Raw genomic sequence first — 20,745 nt, 5'->3', positions numbered from 1 at the left:
CACAAAAGTGCAACGGTTGAATCGGATCAAACCGCAAGCACCGTCTCGATTGCCGCCGCATGGGCGAAGAGAGCGGCGTCGCGGCCCCCGGCTGCGGCCAGCATCAGACCCGCCGGCGCCTCGCCGCGCCGGTGCATCGGCAGCGAAATGGCGCAGCCGTCGAACATGTTCACCACCGCCGGATTACGCAGCATCGTCTGGTTGACGTGGGTGAAGAGATCGAGGTTCTCCTCCAGCGCGGCAATCGCCGGCGGCACGATGGGCACCGTGGGCATGGCCAGAACGTCATAGGAGGCAATCGCCGCCTCGACACCGGAAATCAGCGCGGCGCGCAGCTTCAGTGCATCGACGTAATCGGCGCCGGTCTGGTCCTTCGCCTTGACGAGACGGGCGAGGACGCGCGGATCGTATTTCGCCGCCTGCCGTTCGATGATGTCGTGTTCACGATGCCAGGACCAGGCCTCGGCAGCGGAGAAGCCGCCCTTGGCGTTGATGGCCGCCACCAGTGCAAACTCCTTGAGCGGCAGATGGGTGACGAGCGCACCGGCCTGCGACAGCGCATGCAGCGCCCGGTCGAAACATTGCTGGACATGGGCATCCAGCCCATCGAGCATCACCGTCTGCGGCACGGCGATGCGCATGCCCTTCAGCGTGGAGACCTTCCCCTCGCCCACCGGCAGGCCGGCGAGTATATTGTGCACGATGCGCGCGCATTCGACGGAATTGGCCAGCGGGCCGATGGAATCGAGCGTGGTCGAGAGCGGCACCACGCCTTCGCGCGGCACGGTGGAGGCTGTAGGCTTGTAGCCGACGACACCGCAAAGAGCGGCCGGGATGCGGCAGGAGCCGCCGGTATCCGAACCGATGCCGATGGCGGCCATGCCATCGGCCACCGAAACGGCGGCCCCGGAGGACGAACCGCCGGGAATGCGGCGGGTTACACGATCGAAGGGCGCCGCCGGCGTACCATAATGCGGATTGATGCCGATGCCCGAAAAGGCGAACTCTGTCATGTTGGTGCGGCCGATGACGATGAAACCGGCGGCGCGCAACCGGGCAACGACCGGCGCATCAACCTCGGCCGGCTCGGCATCTGCCAGCGCCGTGGAGCCGGCGGTCGTCACGTCGCCGGCGATATCAGCGAGATCCTTGATCGAGATCGGAATGCCGGCAAAGGGCGACGGCGCAATGCCGGCCTCGCGCATCTGGTCGATGGCGCTGGCGGCTACCAGCGCATGTTCGGAATGAACCTTGATGAAGGCACGCTCGCCCTCACCCTCCGGATCGGCAATCCGGTCGAGGCATTCGCGCACCAGCTTGCGGGCGCTGGTACGGCCCGTGGCCAGATCTTTTGCCAGCGCTCTGAGGGTCATCGTTTCAGCCATGCTTGCAGTCCTTCATCCCCGGGGCGGAGCCGCTCAAAGCAGTACCGCCGATTTCAAAGTCTATTCATGCGGGAAGAAGCGACGATGTAAAGAACTTCCTGCCCTTGACGAAAGGCCGAAGCTGATACAATTAACAGAGGCTACCGCCGCAGTACGACAGCGCGGCGGATGGAACCCTGGTGCCGGGCCCCTCTGGCGAGAGTTTTTACGGCGCTCTCGTGATGTCGGTACCGCCTGCAAATAAGCCGGCGGATATTGTCTGCCATGACCATAAGCAACATGCTTCGCATGCGCGCCTCGGGCCGCGTGCCTTTTTCGTTTGTCCCTGCCCTTTCCCCTGAATTCCGGGAGGTCAGCCGATGAGCCTGTCATCCAACCCGCAATCAGCGGCCCACAAGTCCACGCTCAGCTACTTTACCTGGGCCTTCGCCTTCACCGCCATCGGCCTTGCGCTCGGCGCCTGGCTCGGTTGGTCGTCCACCGGCACGCTGGCCGGCATGGGCACGGTGTTCTTCATCTGCGTCGTGCTCGCCGTTCTCGAAATCTCGCTGTCCTTCGACAACGCGATCGTCAACGCCAACAAACTCAAGGACATGACGCCCGAGTGGCAGCACCGGTTCCTGACTTGGGGCATCATCATCGCCGTGTTCGGCATGCGCATCATCTTCCCGCTCGCCATCGTGGCCATCGCCGCCAAGATCGGCCCTTGGGAGGCTCTGGTTCTGGCCGCCGCCAAGCCGGAGGAATATGCCCGTATCATGACCGATGCCCACCTGCCGATCGCAGCCTTCGGCGGCACGTTCCTGATGATGGTCGGCCTGACCTACTTCTTCGACCATGAGAAGGATGTGCACTGGATCCAGTGGCTCGAAAGCAAGATGGCGCGCGCCGCAACGATCAAGGGCGTGGAAATCGGCATCGTGCTCCTGCTCGTCGTGTTGTTCTCCAACCTGCTCGACGGACAGGACACCGTGACCTTCATGACCTCGGCGATCTACGGTCTCGTCACCTATCTCGCCGTGGAAGTGCTGGGCGGCCTGCTCGACATGTCGCAGAAGTCGATCGCGGCAACCGGGGCAAAGGGCGGCTTCGGCGCGTTCCTCTACCTTGAAGTGCTGGACGCCTCGTTCTCTTTCGACGGCGTGATCGGCGCCTTCGCGCTGACGCAGAACCTGTTCATCATCGCTATCGGCCTTGGCATCGGCGCCATGTATGTTCGCTCCATGACCATCATGCTGGTGGAAAAGGGTACGCTGGCCGAATACCGCTACCTCGAACACGGCGCGTTCTACGCGGTGCTCATCCTCTCGGTCATCATGTATGTGCAGACGCTTGCCCACATTCCGGAAGTCATCACCGGTCTCGGCGGCGCAAGCCTCATCGGCATCTCCTTCTGGGCCTCCGTGCGGCACAACCGCAAGGAACGGGAAGCAGAGGCGATGGGTGCAACGCACTGACGGGACAAGAAAGGGCGGCAACAAGCCGCCCTTTTTCTTTCCTTCTTGATTTGGTGTCGATATATCGGCATCGCCAACCATTTTGCAACGCAACACGCATTTTGCCCGAACGGTCAAATTTTTCGTTTGCGCCGCCTCCCTGCGAGAGGCATCCTGTCGCAAGCAAAATTTCAAAAGCAGTTGGATTTTCATTATGACAGCGGATGCAATCGTCCTTGGAGCCGGCATTATTGGCGTTTCGACGGCCCTTCAACTCGCGATGCGCGGCAAGTCCGTCGTGCTGGTCGACCGGAAGGAACCGGGGCTCGAAACCTCCTTTGGCAATGCCGGCCTCATCCAGCGCGAGGGCATCTTTCCCTATGCCTTCCCGCAGGGGCTCGACGTTCTGTTCCGCTATGCATTCAACGACCAGATCGACGCGCGCTTTCACTGGTCGGCCCTGCCTTCGGTCGCGCCGTTCCTCGCCCGATACTGGTGGAATTCCAATCCCGAGCGTCACAAGACCATTGCCCATTCGTATGCTCCACTGATCGAACGGAGCGTCAGCGAGCATGACACGCTGATCGCCGCCGCCGGTGCCGAACACCTGATTGCCCGCAAGGGCTGGAAGGAAGCCTATCGCACCGAGGCGCGTCGCGACGAGGATTTCCGGATGGCCGACAAGCTGTCGCGCGAATTCGGCATCGGCTTCCAGACGCTGACTTCGGAGGAACTGGCGGCGGAAGAACCCCATCTGGCGCCGGTCTTCAAAGGCGGCCTGAAATGGACCGACCCCACCTCGGTTCTCGATCCGCGCGGCCTGACACTCGCCTATGTCGAGCACTTCAAGCATCTCGGCGGGCGCTTCGTGATCGGCGATGCCTCGAGCCTCGCGACGGGCCCGAGCGGCAGAGGCTGGCAGGTGGTGACACAGGACGGCATCATCGAGGCTGAGCAGGCGGTGATCGCCACCGGCCCATGGTCGGACGACATTACCGGGCGGCTTGGCTATTCCTTCCCGCTCGGCGTCAAGCGCGGCTACCACATGCATTACGGCACCAAGGACAATGCCACGCTGAACGGCTGGACCATGGATGCCGAGCGCGGTTATTTCCTTGCGCCGATGACCAAGGGCATTCGCCTGACGACCGGGGCGGAGTTTGCGCTTCGTACCGCGCCGAAGACACCGGTTCAGCTTGAAAAGGCCGAACGCATCGCCCGCTCCATCTTCCCGCTCACCGAACGGCTGGACGCCGAACCATGGATGGGATCGCGCCCCTGCACGCCGGACATGCTGCCGGTCATCGGCAAGGCGCCGCGCCACGCCGGCCTGTGGTTTGCCTTCGGCCACGCCCATCACGGCCTGACGCTTGGTCCGATTACCGGCCGTGTCATTGCCGAAGCCATGTTTGGCGAAACGCCGGTCATCGACATCACGGCCTTCCGTGCCGAGCGCTTCAATCCTTAGGGTTTGCCGCACTGCGGTTGCTTTCCGCAGCCGGATGGGGCAGACTTGAAAGCGTCCAAGTCCGCAAAGACGGCGGACGAAACGGCTGGCGGAGCCTATCCGGCAGCCGCAAGAACAAGGGGACCGGCTTCATGCCACGCTTTCTGACCTACGCCGCAGAGACAGGCGATTAGCGTAACGACCTGAACGGACGACGCTTTTTCTCAAGCCTCTTCCGATCGTTCCGGGCGTCTGAACGGCCAAACTTCAAAGGTCCGCGCCCCTTCCCCATGGCATTCGAATGACTGAAGACGGCGCAATGTGCCGGCCCTTCGCATTTGGCTTCATGCGTGCTGCGCCTTGCGCGGACGAAACGCCGGGGAACGATTGGATGCAACAACCGGTGCCCAATGGATATTGCCCAAAAAGCAAAAGAATTCCTCGACCAGAACCCTGATATCGAACTGCTGGAAGCCTTTGTCATCGACGTGAACGGCATGCCGCGCGGCAAGTGGATACCCCGCGAGCGCGCCTTTGACGTTTTGACCAAGGGCATGGCCATTCCCCGCTCCGTCTATGCGCTGGACGTGTGGGGCCGCGACGTGAACGCCGCCGGCCTTGCCGAAGGCACGGGCGACCCGGACGGCATCTGCTTTCCGGCCATCGAAACCCTGTCGCGCGTCACCTGGCTGCAGCGGCCGACGGCGCAGGTGCTGCTTGGCATGAAAAACACCGACGGCACCGGCTATTTCGCCGATCCGCGCCATCTGCTGCAACAGGTCATGGCCCGTTACAAGGCGGTGGGCCTGACGCCGGTGGTCGCGACCGAACTGGAATTCTACCTGATCGACCCCGTGCGTTCGGCGCTCGATCCGGTGCGCCCGCCCAACAGCCGTGAAGGCCGCTGGCACACCGGCCAGACGCAGGTTCTCTCGATTTCCGAACTTCAGGATTTCGAGGCCGTGTTCCACGATATTTCCGCCGCCTGCCGGGCGCAGGATGTGGCTGCCGACACGACATTGCGCGAAAACGGTCCCGGCCAGTATGAAATCAATCTCAATCACGTTCCCGATCCGCTGCGCGCCGCCGATTATGCGCTTCTTTTGAAGCGTATCGTCAAAGGCGTGGCGCGCCGCCACGGGCTGGATGCCACCTTCATGGCCAAGCCCTACGGCACGCAGGCCGGTTCGGGTATGCATGTCCATTTCTCCATGCTCGACGAGATGGGCCGCAACATCTATGTGGGCGAGGACGGGCCATCCGAGGCGCTGATGCATTCTGTCGGCGGTCTGTTGGACAACATGGCAGCGAGCATGGCGATCTTTGCGCCGCATGCCAATTCCTATCGCCGCCTGCGGCCGTCCGAACATGCGCCCACCTATGCCTCGTGGGGCTTCGACAACCGCTCCGCCGCCGTGCGCGTCATCACGGCCTCAAGGCCCGCGACCCGTATCGAGCACCGCGTGGCCGGCGCCGACACCAACCCCTATCTGGTGCTGGCAATGATCCTCTCCGCAGCCCTTGCCGGCATGAAGGAAAAGATCCGCCCCGGCGGCGCCATCAGCGGCGACGATCACGGCGCGACCCATGAGGCATTGCCGACAAACTGGGCTCAGGCGGTGCATAATTTCGCCCGCTCCAGCTTCGCCTATGCAGCGCTCGGGCCGCAATATCGCTCGCTCTACACGGCCTGCAAGGATCAGGAAATCGCTGAATTTTCGCTGCGCGTAACCGACGTCGAATACGACGCCTACATTCGAACGGTGTAACCCATGACCGCACAGATCACCTCCCCCAACAATCCCGGCCACACCGCCTCCTGGTATGCCTGGTCGGCCAATGACAAGACCATCCGTCCGACGCTGGAAGGCACGCTCGAAGCCGACATCTGCGTCGTCGGCGCCGGCTTTTCCGGCCTTTCCGCCGCGCTGACACTGATCGAGAAGGGTTATTCCGTCATCGTGCTGGAAGGCGAGCGCATCGGCTTCGGCGCGTCCGGTCGCAATGGCGGCCAGATCGTCAATGGCTACAGCCGCGACATCGGCACGATTGCCCGTCGCTATGGACCGGACAAAGCCGCAAAGCTCGGCGCCATGTCGCTGGAAGGCGGCCATATCATTCGTGAGCGGGTGGCGAAGTACGATATCGCCTGCGACCTGCGGCAAGGCGGCTTCTTTGCCGCCTTCACCGAAAAGCAGATCCGCGAGATGGAGGCCCACAAGGCCACCTGGGAAAAGCACGGCCATACCGGCCTGCAAATGGTGTCGAAGGCCGAGGTCCACCGCTACGCCAGGTCCGACCGCTACGTCGGTGGCATGATCGATACGTTAGGCGGCCACTTCCACCCGCTGAACTACGCGCTCGGCGAAGCCGCCGTGATCGAGCGGCTGGGCGGGCGGATTTTCGAGAACTCGCGGGTGTTGAAGATCGACACCGGGGCTTCGCCCTCCGTGCAAACGGCAAAGGGTTCGGTGAAGGCGAAATATGTGCTGGTCTGCGGCAATGCCTATCTCGGCGAGACGCTGCCAGAGGTTTCGAGCCGCATGATGCCGGTCTCGAGCCAGGTTCTGACCACCGAACCGCTCGACGCAAGGCTGCTTGAGAGCCTGCTTCCCGCAGATTACTGCGTCGAGGACGCCAATTACGTGCTCGATTATTATCGTCGCACCGCCGACAACCGCCTGCTTTATGGCGGCGGCATCAATTACGGCGGGCGCGACCCCAAGGATATCGTCGCCTACATCCAGCCGAACCTCGTAAAAACCTTCCCGCAGCTTGCCGGCGTCAAGATCGACTTCGCGTGGAGCGGCAACTTCGCGCTGACGCTGACCCGCATACCGCATATCGGCAGACTTTCGCCCACCGTCTATTTCTCGCATGGCGACAGCGGCCATGGCGTGACGACGACGCAACTTCTGGGCAAGATTCTGGGCGAAGCCGTTTCCGGTCAGGCGGAACGGTTCGATGTCTGGGCTTCACTGCCCAACCTGCCATTCCCCGGCGGCAAGACGTTCCGGGTTCCGCTCACCATGCTCGGCGCTTGGTGGTACGGGCTGCGCGACCGGTTGGGGGTTTAAAAAAGCTCTCCAGCGCTTGCGCGCCCTCATCCGCCTGCCGGCACCTTCTCCCCGATGGGGAGAAGGATCGATCCGAACCGTATTCCTCGTCAAACAGCCCGCAGCGCCCTGACGGCATAGGCCACAACCGCATCCGTGGTCTGGTCTATGTCGACGCGAATGCAATCGGGTTCGCCGAGTGGCGGCTCCAGCGTCGCGAACTGACTGTCGAGCAGGGTGGTCGGCATGAAATGGCCCTGTCGCGCTGCCATGCGTCCACCAATCAGTTCGCGGCTGCCATCCAGCCACACGAAGGCGAGCGGTTCACCCGCACCGGCGCGCAGGCGGTCGCGATAGAGACGCCGGAGCGACGAGCAGGTGACGACGACGCCCTGCCCCTTGGCGCGGGCCGCGCGGATGGCCGAACCGATCAGGTCGAGCCAGGGCATGCGGTCTTCGTCCCGCAACGGCAGACCGGCGCTCATGCGGGCAATGTTTTCGGACGGGTGCAGCGCATCCCCCTCGATCATCGTGTAGTCCAGTTCCACGGCAATACGGGCTGCAACAGAGGACTTTCCACAGCCGCTGACCCCCATGACGATCACGACACCCGGCATCATCCGTTTTTCTCCTCGCGTTTCACCCGGCCCATTACCCAGGGCATCAGGAATGACAGAAAGATCAACCGGATGACGTGGTGCGACCCGACATAGGTGGTGTCGACATGCATCATCACGGCCATCGCGGCCATGGTTTCCAGCCCGCCCGGTGCAAAGGCGATGAGCGCGGCATTGAAGGGAACGCCCGTGACCCACGAAACGAAGGCGGCGCAGGCCGCCGCCATGATCGTCACCACCACCGTCGTCACTGCGCCGGCAATGAAGGCGGTGCGCATCGCGGCAATCGAGACGCCGGAAAAGCGGGTGCCGATCAGCGCGCCGATGATGATGTAGACCGGGTTCATGATCCAGACCGGTACCTGCCCCGAAATGAAGCCGCTGACATGAGGAATGGCCGAGGCCGCAACCCCGCCGAGCAGAAGCGCGGCGGGAAAATGCCAACGGGTGAAGAGCAGGCCGAGCCCGACGGCAACCGCTGTGACGATAGCCAGAACCGGCAGTTCCATTGCTACCTGCGGACCGGAGGAACCGGGCGTTGCCATGCCGAGCGCCGAAAGGATCGGCGGCACGGCAAGCGTCAACGCCATGACCCGCACGCTCTGGATCACCGCGATCATCGGCACATCGGCCTTGCTATCCGCACTGAGGCCTATGACGAAGCTGAGATGGCCGGGTGAAGAGGCGAGCAGCGCCGTCTTGCGGTCGATGCGGAAGAGATGCTGGAGGATCCACGCGGCGACATAGAGCAGCACCGTGACCATGACGATGACCATGACAAAGCTGAGCGGCCAGCGCTTGGCGGCAACGATAACCTCCGGCGTGACGGAGGCGCCCATGGAAATGCCGATGAGAAGGAAGCAGGCATTGCGCAGTTTGTGCGGAACCGTGAGCTTCGCGCCGGCCAGACCGGCGACCATCACCACAACGGCAGGACCGATCAGAAAGGGCGCCGGCGCACCCAGATACCAGGCACCTGACGCGCCCAGCGCACCAAACAGCACCGTCAGGGCAACGGCGCGAAACTCCGCACGATTCACGAATGCCATCCATGTCAAAGGCCGGCCCCGTAACGGGACCGGCCTGACGATGTATCCGCGATATTAGACTAAGGTCAAGTCTGCGACCGTCAGGCCGCCGGCTGTACAACCTGTTCCGGCAGGCCGAGCAGCGTGCCGATATGCGGACGGGCCTTGACCAGATCGTCGATCGTGTAGCCGGCCAGCACATCGAAGAAAGCGCCGAGCGCCTTGCGCAGCGCGGAATTCAGGCCGCAGCTATCGATGAGCGGACAATCGACATCGCCGTCGTCATCGAAGCATTCCGCCATGGCGAAGCTGTCTTCGGTCACGCGCACCACATCGAACAGGGTGATCTTGTCGGCGGGACGACCAAGCTTCACACCGCCGTTACGCCCGCGAACGGTTTCCACCAGACCGGCCTTGTTCAAGGGCTGGAGAATTTTGAACAGGAAGAGTTCGGAGACACCGTACGCCTTGGCGATCTCCGGAATACGGCTGAGCTGGCCATCATTGGCGGCGCAGTACATCAACATGCGAACGGCATAATTCGTCTGCTTCGTCAGGCGCATTGCGCACTCCCTTTTCAACGGTTGGGCAATATATAGTCGCTTCCCTTGTTTGGAACAATTCCAAAATACAAAAAAGCGCCATAATGCACGGGCGCATTGTCGCGGCTGGGCTAATCGAAGCCCCGCACCATCTTCCCCCGACCACCATAATCGGCAAACGGCGCATAGGAAAAGGGCCGGTCGCCCGGCCCTTTCCGCCTTTATCCACGCGGATGACGTTTATTTCATGACCGGGATGGAGAATTCAGCACCATCCTTGATACCCGAGGGCCAGCGAGCCGTGATCGTCTTGGTGCGGGTCCAGAACTTGATGGAGTCCGCGCCGTGCTGGTTCAGGTCACCGAAGGAGGAGGCCTTCCAGCCGCCGAAGGAATGGTAGGCGAGCGGAACCGGGATCGGAACGTTGATGCCGATCATGCCGATGTTGATGCGGGCGGCGAAGTCGCGGGCGGCATCGCCGTCGCGGGTGAAGATGGCGACGCCGTTGCCGTATTCATGCTTCATCGGCAGGGAGAGCGCTTCTTCATAGTTCTTGGCACGCACGACCGAGAGCACCGGCCCGAAGATTTCGGTCTTGTAGATGTCCATGTCCGGGGTCACATGGTCAAACAGCGAACCGCCGACGAAGAAGCCGTCTTCATAACCCTGAAGCTTGAAGCCGCGGCCATCGACCGCAAGCGTCGCGCCCTGGGCAACGCCCGATTCCACCAGAGCCTCGATGCGGGCCTTGGCTTCCTTGGTCACGACCGGGCCGAGATCGGCCTTCTCGTCGTTATAGGGACCGATGCGCAGGGCCTCGACCTTCGGGATGAGCTTTTCAACGAGGCGGTTGGCGGTTTCCTCACCGACCGGAACGGCCACCGAAATCGCCATGCAGCGCTCGCCAGCCGAACCGTAACCGGCACCGATGAGGGCGTTGGCAGCCTGATCGAGATCGGCATCGGGCATGATGATCATGTGGTTCTTCGCGCCGCCGAAGCACTGGGCGCGCTTGCCGTTCATGGCAGCCGTGCCATAGACGTAACGGGCGATCGGCGTCGAGCCGACGAAGGAGACAGCGCCGATATCCGGATCGGTCAGAATGGCGTCGACCGCGCTCTTGTCGCCGTTGACGACGTTGAGGATGCCTGCCGGCAGGCCGGCCTCGATCATCATTTCGGCCAGCAGAAGCGGCAGGGACGGATCGCGCTCGGAGGGTTTGAGGATGAAGGCGTTACCGCAGGCAATGGCCGGGGCGAACATCCACATCGGGATCATGCCGGGGAAGTTGAAGGGCGTGATGCCCGCGCCGACGCCAATCGGCTGGCGCATGGAATACATATCAATGGCCGGGCCTGCGCCTTCGGTGAATTCGCCCTTCTGGAGATGGGGAATGCCGCAGACGAATTCGCAGACTTCGAGGCCGCGAATGATGTCGCCCTTGGAGTCTTCGACCGTTTTGCCGTGTTCGCGCGACAGGACGTTGGCCAGTTCGTCCATACGTTCGTTAAGCAGGGCGACGAACTTGAAGAACACGCGGGCGCGGCGCTGCGGGTTCATGGCTGCCCAGGCCGGCTGGGCCGCCTTGGCGTTTTCGACGGCAGCGCGCAGTTCTGCGTCAGACGCCAGCGCGACCTTCGATTCAACTTCGCCGGTTGCCGGATTGTAAACATCCGCAAAGCGACCGCTGGTGCCGGCAACGTGCTTGCCGCCGATAAAATGACCGATTTCCCTCATGGCTCCTCACCTTCTCCGTTGGTGTTTTTTAAACTGGAGGGAAGGTGCACTTCAATTTGCGCCAAATCAATGACCTGCTATAAGCAACCATTGTGTAAATTTCGACATTTGAGGGCGCCATGAACTGGGATGACGTTCGCCTGTTTCTGGCTGTGGCGCGCAGCGGCCAGTTTCTGGCCGCCGCCCGGCGACTGGGTGTCAACCATGCCACGCTGGCGCGGCGGGTTTCGGCACTGGAAGCCGCGCTCGGCACCCGGCTTTTCGTACGCCGGCCGCAGGGCTGCGAGATGACCGAGGAAGGCGAACGGTTTCTGGCCGCCGCCGAGCGCATGGAAACGGAAATGCTGGCAGCGCAGGCGAGCCTCGGGCGCACGGACGCCGCCATTTCCGGCACCGTCCGCATCGGCGCGCCGGACGGGTTCGGCGTGTCGTTTCTGGCGCCGCGCCTCGGCAAGCTCTCCGAACGCCACCCGGAACTGAAGCTGCAACTCGTGCCGGTGCCGCGCTCCTTCTCGCTGTCGCGGCGCGAAGCCGATATAGCGATCACCATCGACCGGCCCGATCAAGGGCGGCTCGTTTCCTCAAAGCTCACGGATTATTCGCTCGGGCTTTATGCCGCCAAACGCTATCTCGACGGGCGGGAGCGGCCGGACAGCGTCGAGGCGCTACGGGATCATCGCCGCATCGGCTATGTGGAGGACCTGCTCTATTCCGCCTCGCTGGATTTTACCGGGGAGATCATGCGCAACTGGGATGCGGCGCTCGAAATCTCCTCCGCCACCGGCCAGTTCGAGGCGGTGCTTTCGGGCGCCGGCATCGGCATCCTGCACAATTACATCGCCCGCCACGTGCCGGCCCTGACACGCCTTCTGCCGGAGGTCGCCATCCAGCGGGCCTACTGGATCACCTACCACGAAAGCGCCCGCGAGCTTGCCCGCGTGCGCGCCGTGGCGGCTTTCATCCAGGAACTGGTGACGGCCGAGCGGAAGATCTTCCTTTAAGCCTTACCGGGTCTGTTCATCCGGGCCGGAAATGCGGTTGCGCGCCGCGGTCCAGGCATCCGCCGCCTTCTGCTTCAGGGCGGCCATGGTTTCCGTCGACTGCGTGGCCGAGGCCGTTTCCGTTGCGGCCACCTGCTCGCCCGGCAACGGCACCTTTGCCGCATTGAGAATGACAGGAGCAGGCTTTTCGGGCTGAAGCGGGGCCTGTGCGCGCAGCACCGGCGGCTCCGCCACGGTAACGGCCCTGCGCGGAGCGACCGGACGCGGTGCCGGCTGCTCCACCTGAACCCTGCGTGGCTCGGCAACGGGCGGCGCATAGGCCGCAGACAGGCTGCGCTCGGCCGGTACATCGAACAACATGTCATTGCCATAAAGCGGCGACCCGTTGGCAATCGTCGAACCGCGGAGATTGCGCAGCATGGCGATGGTGTCATTGGTCACCGGCTTCAGCGACAGGCTCTGCATGAGGAGCGGAATGCGCTCTTCGGAAATGCGCGCATCGCAAAAGCGCAGTCGCACCTGTGCCGGATAGGCTCCACCCAGCAGACGCCCGGCGGTGTAGCCCGTGCCGCTGGTGTTGGCGGCCTGCCAGCCATAGATGCAGGCGCCGCCATTGTAAGGGCCGGTAGCGTAGCCATAAACGCCATAGGGGTTCTCGCCGATAACAGGCGAAATCCGCATCGGCACACCCGGAAGCGCCCGGTTCATTTCGGCGACCAACTGGTTGCGGCTGGGCGCGCGGCGATAGCGACCGTCCACGCCCTTGCCACCCTCGACCACGATGACATTCTCGCCGGCGAGCTTTGTGGTGTTTGCGTAGACGATAACCTGACGGATCGTGTTCTCGCCGCCAGGCGCTGTCTGGCGCACCGAACGCGGAGCGCCCACCGCCGGGGCAAGCCCGGCCAGCGCATAGGAGGACGAGACTTCCTGCGTCAGCGCCGGGGCGGACGGACTGATCCCCCCCGATACCGATCCGGTGAGAAACGGATCTTCAACCGACGCACATCCGGCAAGTGTGGCCATCATGGCCGTGGTGATTGCCCAACGCATTGATTTTGCCCCTGTTCTGTTCATTTATTCTTGTTTTCATTTTTATTTCAGCGTCCGAGATCGTTGCCCAGCGCCGTCGTTTCCATCGCCTGGCGTGCTGCCGGGTTGCCGATGTATTGGGAAAGCCGCGTGAAGATCGCACGAGCTTCCCCGGTATGGCCGAGGTGGTAGTGCGCCCAGCCGCGCAGCATCGAGAGGTCCGCCGGTTCGGCGGCCACCTTCAGGCGGGCATTGAGGGCATCCAGCGTGCGCTGGTAGAGCTTGTGGTCGAAGGCCGAACGGGCACGCTGGAAGTAGATTTCCGCCCGCACTTCCCGGTCGCGGGTCGCACTCAGCGGATAGAGTGAAACGATGGATTCCGCATCGTCCGTCAGCTTGCCGCGCAGAAGCGTCAGCGCCATGCCATAGGCCGCATCGTGACGCACCTCGCCGCCACCGCGCAGACCGCGGGCGAAGGCATCGCGTGCCTCGGCCAGACGGTCGAGCCCGAGCATGCACCAACCCTTGACCAGCGATGCCTCGTTGTTCAGCGGCTGGCGGGCCTCAAGGCTTTGCAGATCCTGCACGCAGGCCTGATAGCGCTTGGCCTTGAAAGCCGCATAGTAGCTGGTCTGATTTTCTCCACCGGTCGTTCTGTCGGCCCGCACCGGGGCGGGAGCCGCTGCCATCGTAACCGCCGGTTTGGTCACGATGGCCGCCGGACGCGCTTTCGGCGTCTCGGCCACTTTTATATCTTCCCATATTTCGGGCCAGAGCGGTTCGAATTCCTGGCGCAGGACCGCCACTTCCGCCTTCTTGCCAAGCTGGGTCTTGGCGAGGACCAGACCCTTGAGGCGCGCAGGCGCCTGTTCCCATTCCATCGCCTTCTGGAACCAGGCTTCGGCGGCCTCGAACTGGCGCGAATTGTAGGCGTACCAGCCGAGAATTTCGGAATGGGGCGCCGACTTCATTTCGGTGATCGTGGCGCTGTAGCTTGCCACCACGTCGGCATCGATCTTGCCGATCTCGGGACGCGAGAAACGCAGCGACAGCGCGTTCATCAGGAATTCCGGATCGGACGACAGGTCCTTGATATGCTCAGCCGCTACCGCATAGGCTTCCTCGTCCAGCTTCTGCTCGGCGAGACTGAGGTAAAGACCCTTGGCATTGTCGGCATTGGCTTCGGCGTTGAGCGCCTGCTTGAACCAGCGCGCGCTTTCCACCGGTTGCTTGAGCTTGAGGTAATACCAGCCAAGCAGCGACAGGTCGGCAGGCGACTTCTGGCCATCGGCCACTGCGCGCATCTTCATGATGTCGGCTTCCGGCAGAGGGTCCTGGCGGGTCTTGTCGGCATTGAAGTCGCCAACCTCCCTGCGCAGCAGACCGAGCGCCACCGGCTGAAGCTTCGCCATCATGGCAGGCGTCGTGCCGATGCGGGTGACGGCGGCGCGGATTTCATCGGCGCTGAAGTCACGGGTCGCTTTCTGCAGGGTGGCGACGAGAATATCGTCGGGCAGCCGCTGGTCGCCCTCGCGGGTCAGGATGCCGCGATAGAGCGTCAGCAGACCGTCGGAGATACCGGTCTCGCGATAGGCATCAATCATCATCCACATGAGATCGGCTTCGGTTTCGCGGGCAGGATCAAGGCTGTTGCCGGCGTCGATGACCGCCGCCCAGTCCTTGCGCTCATAGGCGCTGGTCATGGCGACGCGCTGCTTGCGGCGGGTCATGGTATCGCGGAAATTGGCCGAGGGCTGCCAGCCGGCGAAAACCCGCGACATGCGCTGGATTTCGCGATCGATACCTTCGAAATCGTCCTTGTCGTAAAGCGCCCAGAGCGGGGCCTCATCGACATTGCGGACCGTGGGATCGGCATAGAGATCGGCGGGAAGCTGAAAGTCGGGATATTTCTGCTTCAGTCGCGCCGCTTCCTTTTCCACGCGGTCGCGCTGCTTCTGCTCCGCGTAGTAATAAAGCGCCGCCAGATCGACCTCATCGGGCTGGGCAACGGGTGTGCTGGCCGTGATCAGCTTGTCCGCATCCGGCATGGCGGTCGAAACCGGCTGCGCCCAGAGCACACCGCCATCGCGACCATTGTCGAACATGGTATCGACGGCGCGCAGCGTCATGGCCGAGTTGGTCAGAAGCTTGACGCTATCCTGCGCGACGGCAGGATCGATGGCGAAAGGAATGAGCAGCGACGAAGCGGCAAGAACTTTGAAAATGGTCGTCTTCTTCATTTTTCTGTCCTCACGCCCATCCGCGGCACGATGCGGCCCAGCCAGAGCGCGACCCCGGTCATCAGCCCGATCAGCAGCACGATGTAGAACTGGAAATTATCGGAGAACCACGCCGCAACGATGCGACGCAGGTTCAGGAAGCCCATGTCGGACAGGTCATAGACATACCGCGCGCCGGCGGCATGGGTGACCAGTTCGAGGTTTTCGGCGCCAATGGTGGCTGTGCCACCTTCCAGCGCCTGCCAGGCAGCGGGCGCCGTGAGACGGACAACGCCCTTTTCCAGATCCGCCGGATTGGCGGCCTTGACCACCGTCCAGGTGGCCGAGCCAAGCGGCGAACGGCTCTGGGTCAGCGTGGCCAGGGCGCCGCTCGTATCGTCGGCGGAGTGGGTGCCATTGCCATAATGCAGCCATTGACCGAAGCGGCCCGCTGCCCGACGGGCCCAGTCCGAAAGCTTGTCCGTGATGGACAGGTTTTCACGTTCCAGCGCGGTCGATGAGTGAAAGGCCTCGAGCAGCGAGCGGGAATCGCCTGCTGCCGTGGCCGTTGCCAGCGCGACATCCGCCACCGAAGCGGTCGTGACAGGATCGAGCCCGCCGGGACCCGACTGCGCCATTGCCACACGCGCGCCCTTGGCCGGAGCAAGCGCCGCCAGCGACAGGCCGGAGGAAATGACCAGCGCATCGCGGTGACGCCCTTCTTCCGGCTGCGAGAAGGTGATCTCGCCCGAAAGCGGCGCGCGGGCCGACTGGCTGAGCCGCGCCATCATGGTCATCGCGGCCCCCAGTGTGCGGGGATCGGAATTGTCGAGGAAAATGTCGAACGGCTTGCCAGCCGTGAAGGGATAGGCCGAGCCGGAGAAGGCGGCCAGATCCGGCAGGCGACCGATGCGGGCAAGAGCCGGAACGTGCAGTTCGGATTCATCCAGCAGGATGAAACGCGGACGGCTGTCGTCACGGGCCTGCGGCGCGCAGGCCGCATCGCTTTCGACCGGCAACTCGGCGATGATTTCAACCCGGTTCACGCCCGGATGGAAGGCCCGCAGCGGCAGTTCCAGCCGCTTGCCATTAAACTCCTCGCCGCGTGCATCGCGGAACGGATAGGAGCGCACGGCGTTGCCATTGACCCTGACCAGAAGCTGCGCGCCCGGCTTGAGGCCCGGTGCGGTTGCCCCCTTGAGAGCGAAATCAATGGCGCCATATTCCGCCGGATAGAAATCCGCCGGCATTTCGATGTCGAAATGCAGGTTGGACAGACGACCGGCGAAGGGCTGGGTGCGATAGCCCGTGTCCTTCAGCGTATAGCGGCTGGAGGGTTCGGCCACGAGCCGGCGGAAGCTTGCCGCATGCACACCGCTGTCGAAGCCTGCGCGCATCGGTCCGCTGACGGCATCGACCAGCTTGGCCTCGATATCTTCCCGACCCGTGCCGACAAGCAGAAGTGCCGCGCGGCCAGCGGCAGCATCGCGCACCGAAAGCCCGTCCGGGGCATTGTCGAGCATCGCCGCGATCGCGGGTGAGGCCCGATAGGTTTCCGGCGATCCGACATAGATGTCGATGCCCGCTCCCTGCCCCGGTTCGGAGCCGACGGAGACCGCGATGTCGGGACGGTTGAGATAAAGCGCCAGCGACTGGATGAGCGCCAGGCTTTCATTGGCGGCCAAAGCCGTTGCCTTGTCCCCCATGACGAGGCGGATATCGGTCACGCCGCCTTCAGAACGCCCGACGGACAGGAGATCCGCCACTGTGCGGAAGCCGCCAGCCGTCTGGGCGATGAAGCCGCTCGTCACCGGGTCGAATTCGGTCCACAGTTCGTAGGACGCCTCCAGCGAGCAATCGACGCGATGATGCTGGCGAACGCGGATGCGCGCCTCGTTGCGGCCTTCACGCAGAAGGTCGGCGGAAACCGCCACCGTTTCCGGCGCGAAGCCGTTCGGGGAGCGGATGGCGAAGGAGCCAAGAGCCTTGCCGTTGACCTCCACATCGACCACACCGCTTTCCGGCAGAACGGAAACCGCGTTGCGATAGCTGAGCTGCAACTGCCCGCCCGCCGCGCGCTGGGCGCCCGTCAGGCTGAAGGTGAGAACCGCACTGTCATCCTCGCCCGCAAGCCGCATGGCGCTCGTTGCCTGTTCGAAGGGAACAAGCGTCGTGCGGGTATTGGCGGCACGCGGCTCGCCCGGAAAGGGCTGCAGCAGTGGCAGGATGCTCGTCACGGGCTGCTGCCGGGATGCGGGTACATCGGCTGTGGCAAAGAGCTTGAGATCGGCGGCGATTGCTGCCGGACCTGCGAGCGCTGTGGAGGCGGCAAACACCGCCGCAGCAAGCGACATGCGTTTGATATCAGCCATAGATCTGGCCCTCCCTGAACATCGGATGCGCGTCCGGAAACTCTGTGACGATGGAGGTGCCGGCTTTTTCTCGGATGGTGATCGGAGCATCAGGGCGGGAAACGACCGGCTGTTCATGGATGAGGCCGAGCGCATAGCGCGTGCAGCGCAGCGTTTCGGTGAAGGACCACAGCGCAAAACGAGCCGTACCCTTGAAGAAGCCGATCGGCACCTGGCGGCGGGTCATGCGTTCCTGCAGGACGGCCTGTTCCGAGTACATCAGATCGGCGATGGCCATGAAGACCTCCGGCGTGCGTTCCTCGTAGGCAAAGCCGAAGACTTCCCCCTGCTCCAGATGGCGGCGCGACCGGGCGACGACATCGAAGGTCAGAGCGCGACCGTTCCGGCGCAGTTCGACAGTGGCCTTCGTTTCCTCGTTGAGATTGACGGGAAGCTGCTGGCCATCGAAGCGCAGGGCAATGCCACCGTTGGACACATCCTCGATGATGGCGGTGTAGACCGTGCCATCCCTGTGCAGCAGCGCCCGGCGCTTGATCTTGAGACGCTGGTTGCGACGCAGTTCGCGGCGTTCGGCAACGACACCGAGGGCGGCGCCGGCGAGGCCGAGATTGATGACGTTCCAGCCAGCCACGATCATCAGCAGATCGCCGGCCAACGGTTCCGTCATGTAGCGCCAGACGGAGTAGACAGCGCCGGCCAGAAGCACGAGGAAGATCGCGATATAGGGACCGGCAATCGGCGACAGGCCGCTCTTGTCCAGCGTCTGGCCCTTGGCCGTAACGTTGAAGGTCGGCTTGCGCGGATTGCGCACGACGCTGACGATGGCGCCGGCCAGCATGACCGACTGCACATATTCGTAGAGTTCCGACACCCACGGCCAGCGGACGCGACCGAAGAGGTAGCTTTGCATCGCCATGGACGCGACCATGTAGGTGACGGCGTAGGAGGCGAATTCGTAGATGTTCGACTCGTAGATCTCCAGCGAGAAGAAGATATAGAGCAGCGGCGCGAACATGAAGGTGAGGCGCGACAGCGGAAACAGCCAGAATAGGTTGATGCCGGCATAGGCGAAGCGCTGCGGCACCGTCAGGCCATGGGCCATGAACGGACGCTTGAGCAGCAGGATCTGCAACATGCCCTGACACCAGCGAATGCGCTGACCGATGAAGGACACCAGCGTTTCCGGCTGCAGGCCCGAGATCAGCGGCTTGTCGATATAGATGGAATGCCAGCCGTTGCAGTGGAGCGCGAGCGCGGTTTCGCAGTCTTCGGTAATGGATTCACCGGCAAAGCCGTTGGTGGTCTCCAGCGCCGAGCGGCGCAGAACGGCAGCCGAACCGCAGAAGAAGGACGCATTCCACTTGTCGAGACCGCGCTGCATGATCGAGTAGAACATTTCGTTCTCCGAGGGCATGCGGGCATAGGTGCGCAGGTTCTTTTCCAGCGGGTCCGGGTTCAGGAAGTTGTGGGGCGACTGGGCCAGGAAGAGCTTTTCGTCTTCCATGAAGTAGCCGACAGTTTCCTGCAAAAAGGTGCGGACCGGCGCGTGGTCGGCATCGAACACAACGACGAGATCGCCCTTCGAGACCTTCAGTCCTTCATTGAGATTGCCGGCCTTGGCGTGCTCGTTCTTCGCGCGGGTGGAGTAGATCGCCCCCATCGCCTCGCACAGCGCCTTGAGCTGGTCGTGACGGCGCAGGGCTTCGAGCGCCTTCTCAGGGTCGGCCTGATTGCGCTTGGCCTCGGTGCCGCCATCGTCCAGCAGATAGACGGTCAACTTGTCGGTCGGGTAGATCATCGACTTGGCGGCGGCAAGCGTTGCAGCAAGCAGTTCCGGCTCTTCATTATAGGTCGGGATGAAGACGTCGACGCTCGGCAGGTCGTCGCGACCGGAAAGCTTCGGCGCGGTGCGGCGCAGCGGATCGGCCAGCATGAAGAAGCTGACAGCCAGCATCAGCAGGCAGTACATTTCCGCGACGTAAAGCACGATGCCGGGAATGAAATTGAGCGGTTCATCGATGCTGGGCAGCGTCTCGGTGGTACGCCAGTAGGCGTAGCGCATCGCAAGGATGCCAGCGAATACGAACGTCGCCAGACGGAACGACGTGTTGTCCGGGCGGCTCATGGCGATGAACATGAAGCCAAGAACTGCAAAGCTCATTACAAGCTGGGCCTGCAAGCTGAGCGGTAGCCACAGCATGAACAGGCCTGTCACACCGGCAGTAATTGCCGGCCACTTAGCGCACTTCATGTGCCTCATTCCCCATTTTGTACGGAACGCTCTGCATCGAGCGCCATTCCACCATCGGAACGCACAAGAATTAGGGATCAAAGAGTCAATGAATCGCTAAGATTGCATCGCCTGCCCCGGAACCACGCAGGCGTGGTGAATGGCCGGTTAAACCGTATCGACGATATTTAACCATGAGGTCGGCCACCCGCCTTCAAACGGGCTCCGTCACAGCCGCAAAGCCGATGGAAGGCTTAGGGGAAGCCATTGAGGGAAAAGCGCATTCAGGACAGCGCGAACACAGGCCAGGGGTAAAGACCCTGTACCGCACATCTTTATGAAAGAGAGAATAATGGTACGGTTGGGGGGTCTCGAACCTCCGACCTCAGGTGCCACAAACCTGCGCTCTAACCAACTGAGCTACAACCGCACATTAACGCCAAAACCGCGTTACGGGCCGTCACATACGAGGTGTTCGGCGCTTTTGCAAGCCTTGACGATCGGTATTCTACAAAAAAACACAGACGCCAGGAAGACCCTTGGGCAATTAACCGTGTTACCCGATAGGCTTGCGCAGAGAATGGACCCTGAAGGCGTGCAAGGCTATTAATAATCTGTTAATAAGTCTTGCAGGAACGTCAAT

14 protein-coding genes and 1 tRNA gene are annotated in these 20,745 nt (G+C 62.7%); 5 read left to right on the top strand and 10 right to left on the bottom strand.

Translation table 11 applies throughout. The annotated features are described in order from the left end of the window. Nucleotides 1-26 precede the first annotated feature (26 nt). On the bottom strand, nt 27-1,385 hold the full coding sequence (locus GGQ66_RS15985) for an amidase (RefSeq protein ID WP_183793735.1): 1,359 nt from the start codon (nt 1,383-1,385) through the stop codon (nt 27-29). A gap of 359 nt (nt 1,386-1,744) precedes the next feature. Between GGQ66_RS15985 and GGQ66_RS15980 the strand changes: the two genes are divergently transcribed. From GGQ66_RS15980 to GGQ66_RS15965, 4 genes are all read left to right on the top strand, one after another. Then, nucleotides 1,745-2,842, top strand: a complete 1,098-nt coding sequence (locus GGQ66_RS15980; RefSeq protein ID WP_183793734.1) for a DUF475 domain-containing protein — start codon at nt 1,745-1,747, stop codon at nt 2,840-2,842. 193 nt (nt 2,843-3,035) lie between these two features. Beyond that, entirely contained in the window at nt 3,036-4,289 is a 1,254-nt protein-coding gene (locus tag GGQ66_RS15975) for an NAD(P)/FAD-dependent oxidoreductase (RefSeq protein ID WP_183793733.1), read from the top strand. A gap of 389 nt (nt 4,290-4,678) precedes the next feature. Further along, nucleotides 4,679-6,037, top strand: coding sequence for a glutamine synthetase family protein (locus GGQ66_RS15970; protein WP_183793732.1), 1,359 nt, complete (start codon nt 4,679-4,681; stop codon nt 6,035-6,037). 3 nt (nt 6,038-6,040) lie between these two features. Then, complete coding sequence (locus GGQ66_RS15965) at nt 6,041-7,345, top strand: NAD(P)/FAD-dependent oxidoreductase (protein WP_183793731.1); 1,305 nt, start codon at nt 6,041-6,043, stop codon at nt 7,343-7,345. An 89-nt stretch (nt 7,346-7,434) separates the two neighbouring features. On the opposite strand, the gene GGQ66_RS15960 is transcribed toward GGQ66_RS15965, so the two are convergent. From GGQ66_RS15960 to GGQ66_RS15945, 4 genes are all read right to left on the bottom strand, one after another. Further along, on the bottom strand, nt 7,435-7,944 hold the full coding sequence (locus GGQ66_RS15960) for a gluconokinase (RefSeq protein ID WP_183793730.1): 510 nt from the start codon (nt 7,942-7,944) through the stop codon (nt 7,435-7,437). After that, a complete protein-coding gene (locus tag GGQ66_RS15955; RefSeq protein ID WP_183793729.1) occupies nt 7,941-8,990 on the bottom strand; it encodes an AbrB family transcriptional regulator in 1,050 nt (349 codons plus the stop codon). The genes GGQ66_RS15960 and GGQ66_RS15955 overlap by 4 nt, the downstream gene beginning before the upstream one ends. Before the next feature lie 80 nt (nt 8,991-9,070). After that, a complete protein-coding gene (gene rirA / locus GGQ66_RS15950) occupies nt 9,071-9,532 on the bottom strand; it encodes an iron-responsive transcriptional regulator RirA (protein WP_183793728.1) in 462 nt (153 codons plus the stop codon). 219 nt (nt 9,533-9,751) lie between these two features. Next, on the bottom strand, nt 9,752-11,248 hold the full coding sequence (locus tag GGQ66_RS15945; RefSeq protein WP_183793727.1) for a CoA-acylating methylmalonate-semialdehyde dehydrogenase: 1,497 nt from the start codon (nt 11,246-11,248) through the stop codon (nt 9,752-9,754). A 119-nt stretch (nt 11,249-11,367) separates the two neighbouring features. Between GGQ66_RS15945 and GGQ66_RS15940 the strand changes: the two genes are divergently transcribed. Then, nucleotides 11,368-12,249 carry a LysR family transcriptional regulator gene (locus GGQ66_RS15940; protein WP_183793726.1) on the top strand — a complete coding sequence of 294 codons (882 nt, stop codon included), beginning with the start codon at nt 11,368-11,370 and terminating at the stop codon, nt 12,247-12,249. Nucleotides 12,250-12,252: 3 nt separating this feature from the next. Here GGQ66_RS15940 and bcsN read toward each other — a convergent pair whose 3' ends face one another. From bcsN to GGQ66_RS15915, 5 genes are all read right to left on the bottom strand, one after another. Beyond that, nucleotides 12,253-13,302 (bottom strand): cellulose biosynthesis protein BcsN, encoded by a 1,050-nt coding sequence (gene bcsN / locus GGQ66_RS15935; RefSeq protein WP_183793725.1) that lies wholly within the window; start codon nt 13,300-13,302, stop codon nt 12,253-12,255. Between the two features lie 47 nt (nt 13,303-13,349). Further along, entirely contained in the window at nt 13,350-15,521 is a 2,172-nt protein-coding gene (locus GGQ66_RS15930; RefSeq protein ID WP_183793724.1) for a tetratricopeptide repeat protein, read from the bottom strand. Further along, the gene (locus GGQ66_RS15925) at nt 15,518-17,872 is read right to left on the bottom strand and encodes a cellulose biosynthesis cyclic di-GMP-binding regulatory protein BcsB (RefSeq protein WP_183793723.1); all 2,355 of its coding nucleotides are present in this window, start codon (nt 17,870-17,872) and stop codon (nt 15,518-15,520) included. The genes GGQ66_RS15930 and GGQ66_RS15925 overlap by 4 nt, the downstream gene beginning before the upstream one ends. Beyond that, entirely contained in the window at nt 17,865-20,123 is a 2,259-nt protein-coding gene (gene bcsA, locus GGQ66_RS15920) for a UDP-forming cellulose synthase catalytic subunit (RefSeq protein WP_183793722.1), read from the bottom strand. Before bcsA ends, GGQ66_RS15925 begins: the two co-directional genes overlap by 8 nt. A 332-nt stretch (nt 20,124-20,455) precedes the next feature. Further along, a tRNA-His gene (locus GGQ66_RS15915) sits at nt 20,456-20,532 on the bottom strand. Nucleotides 20,533-20,745: the final 213 nt, after the last annotated feature.

The organism is Allorhizobium borbori (genome assembly GCF_014196535.1).
GTDB classification, from domain to species: Bacteria; Pseudomonadota; Alphaproteobacteria; order Rhizobiales; family Rhizobiaceae; genus Ectorhizobium; species Ectorhizobium borbori.
Note: the sequence above shows the minus strand (reverse complement) of the source record. Positions and strands in the feature narration are given on the sequence as shown.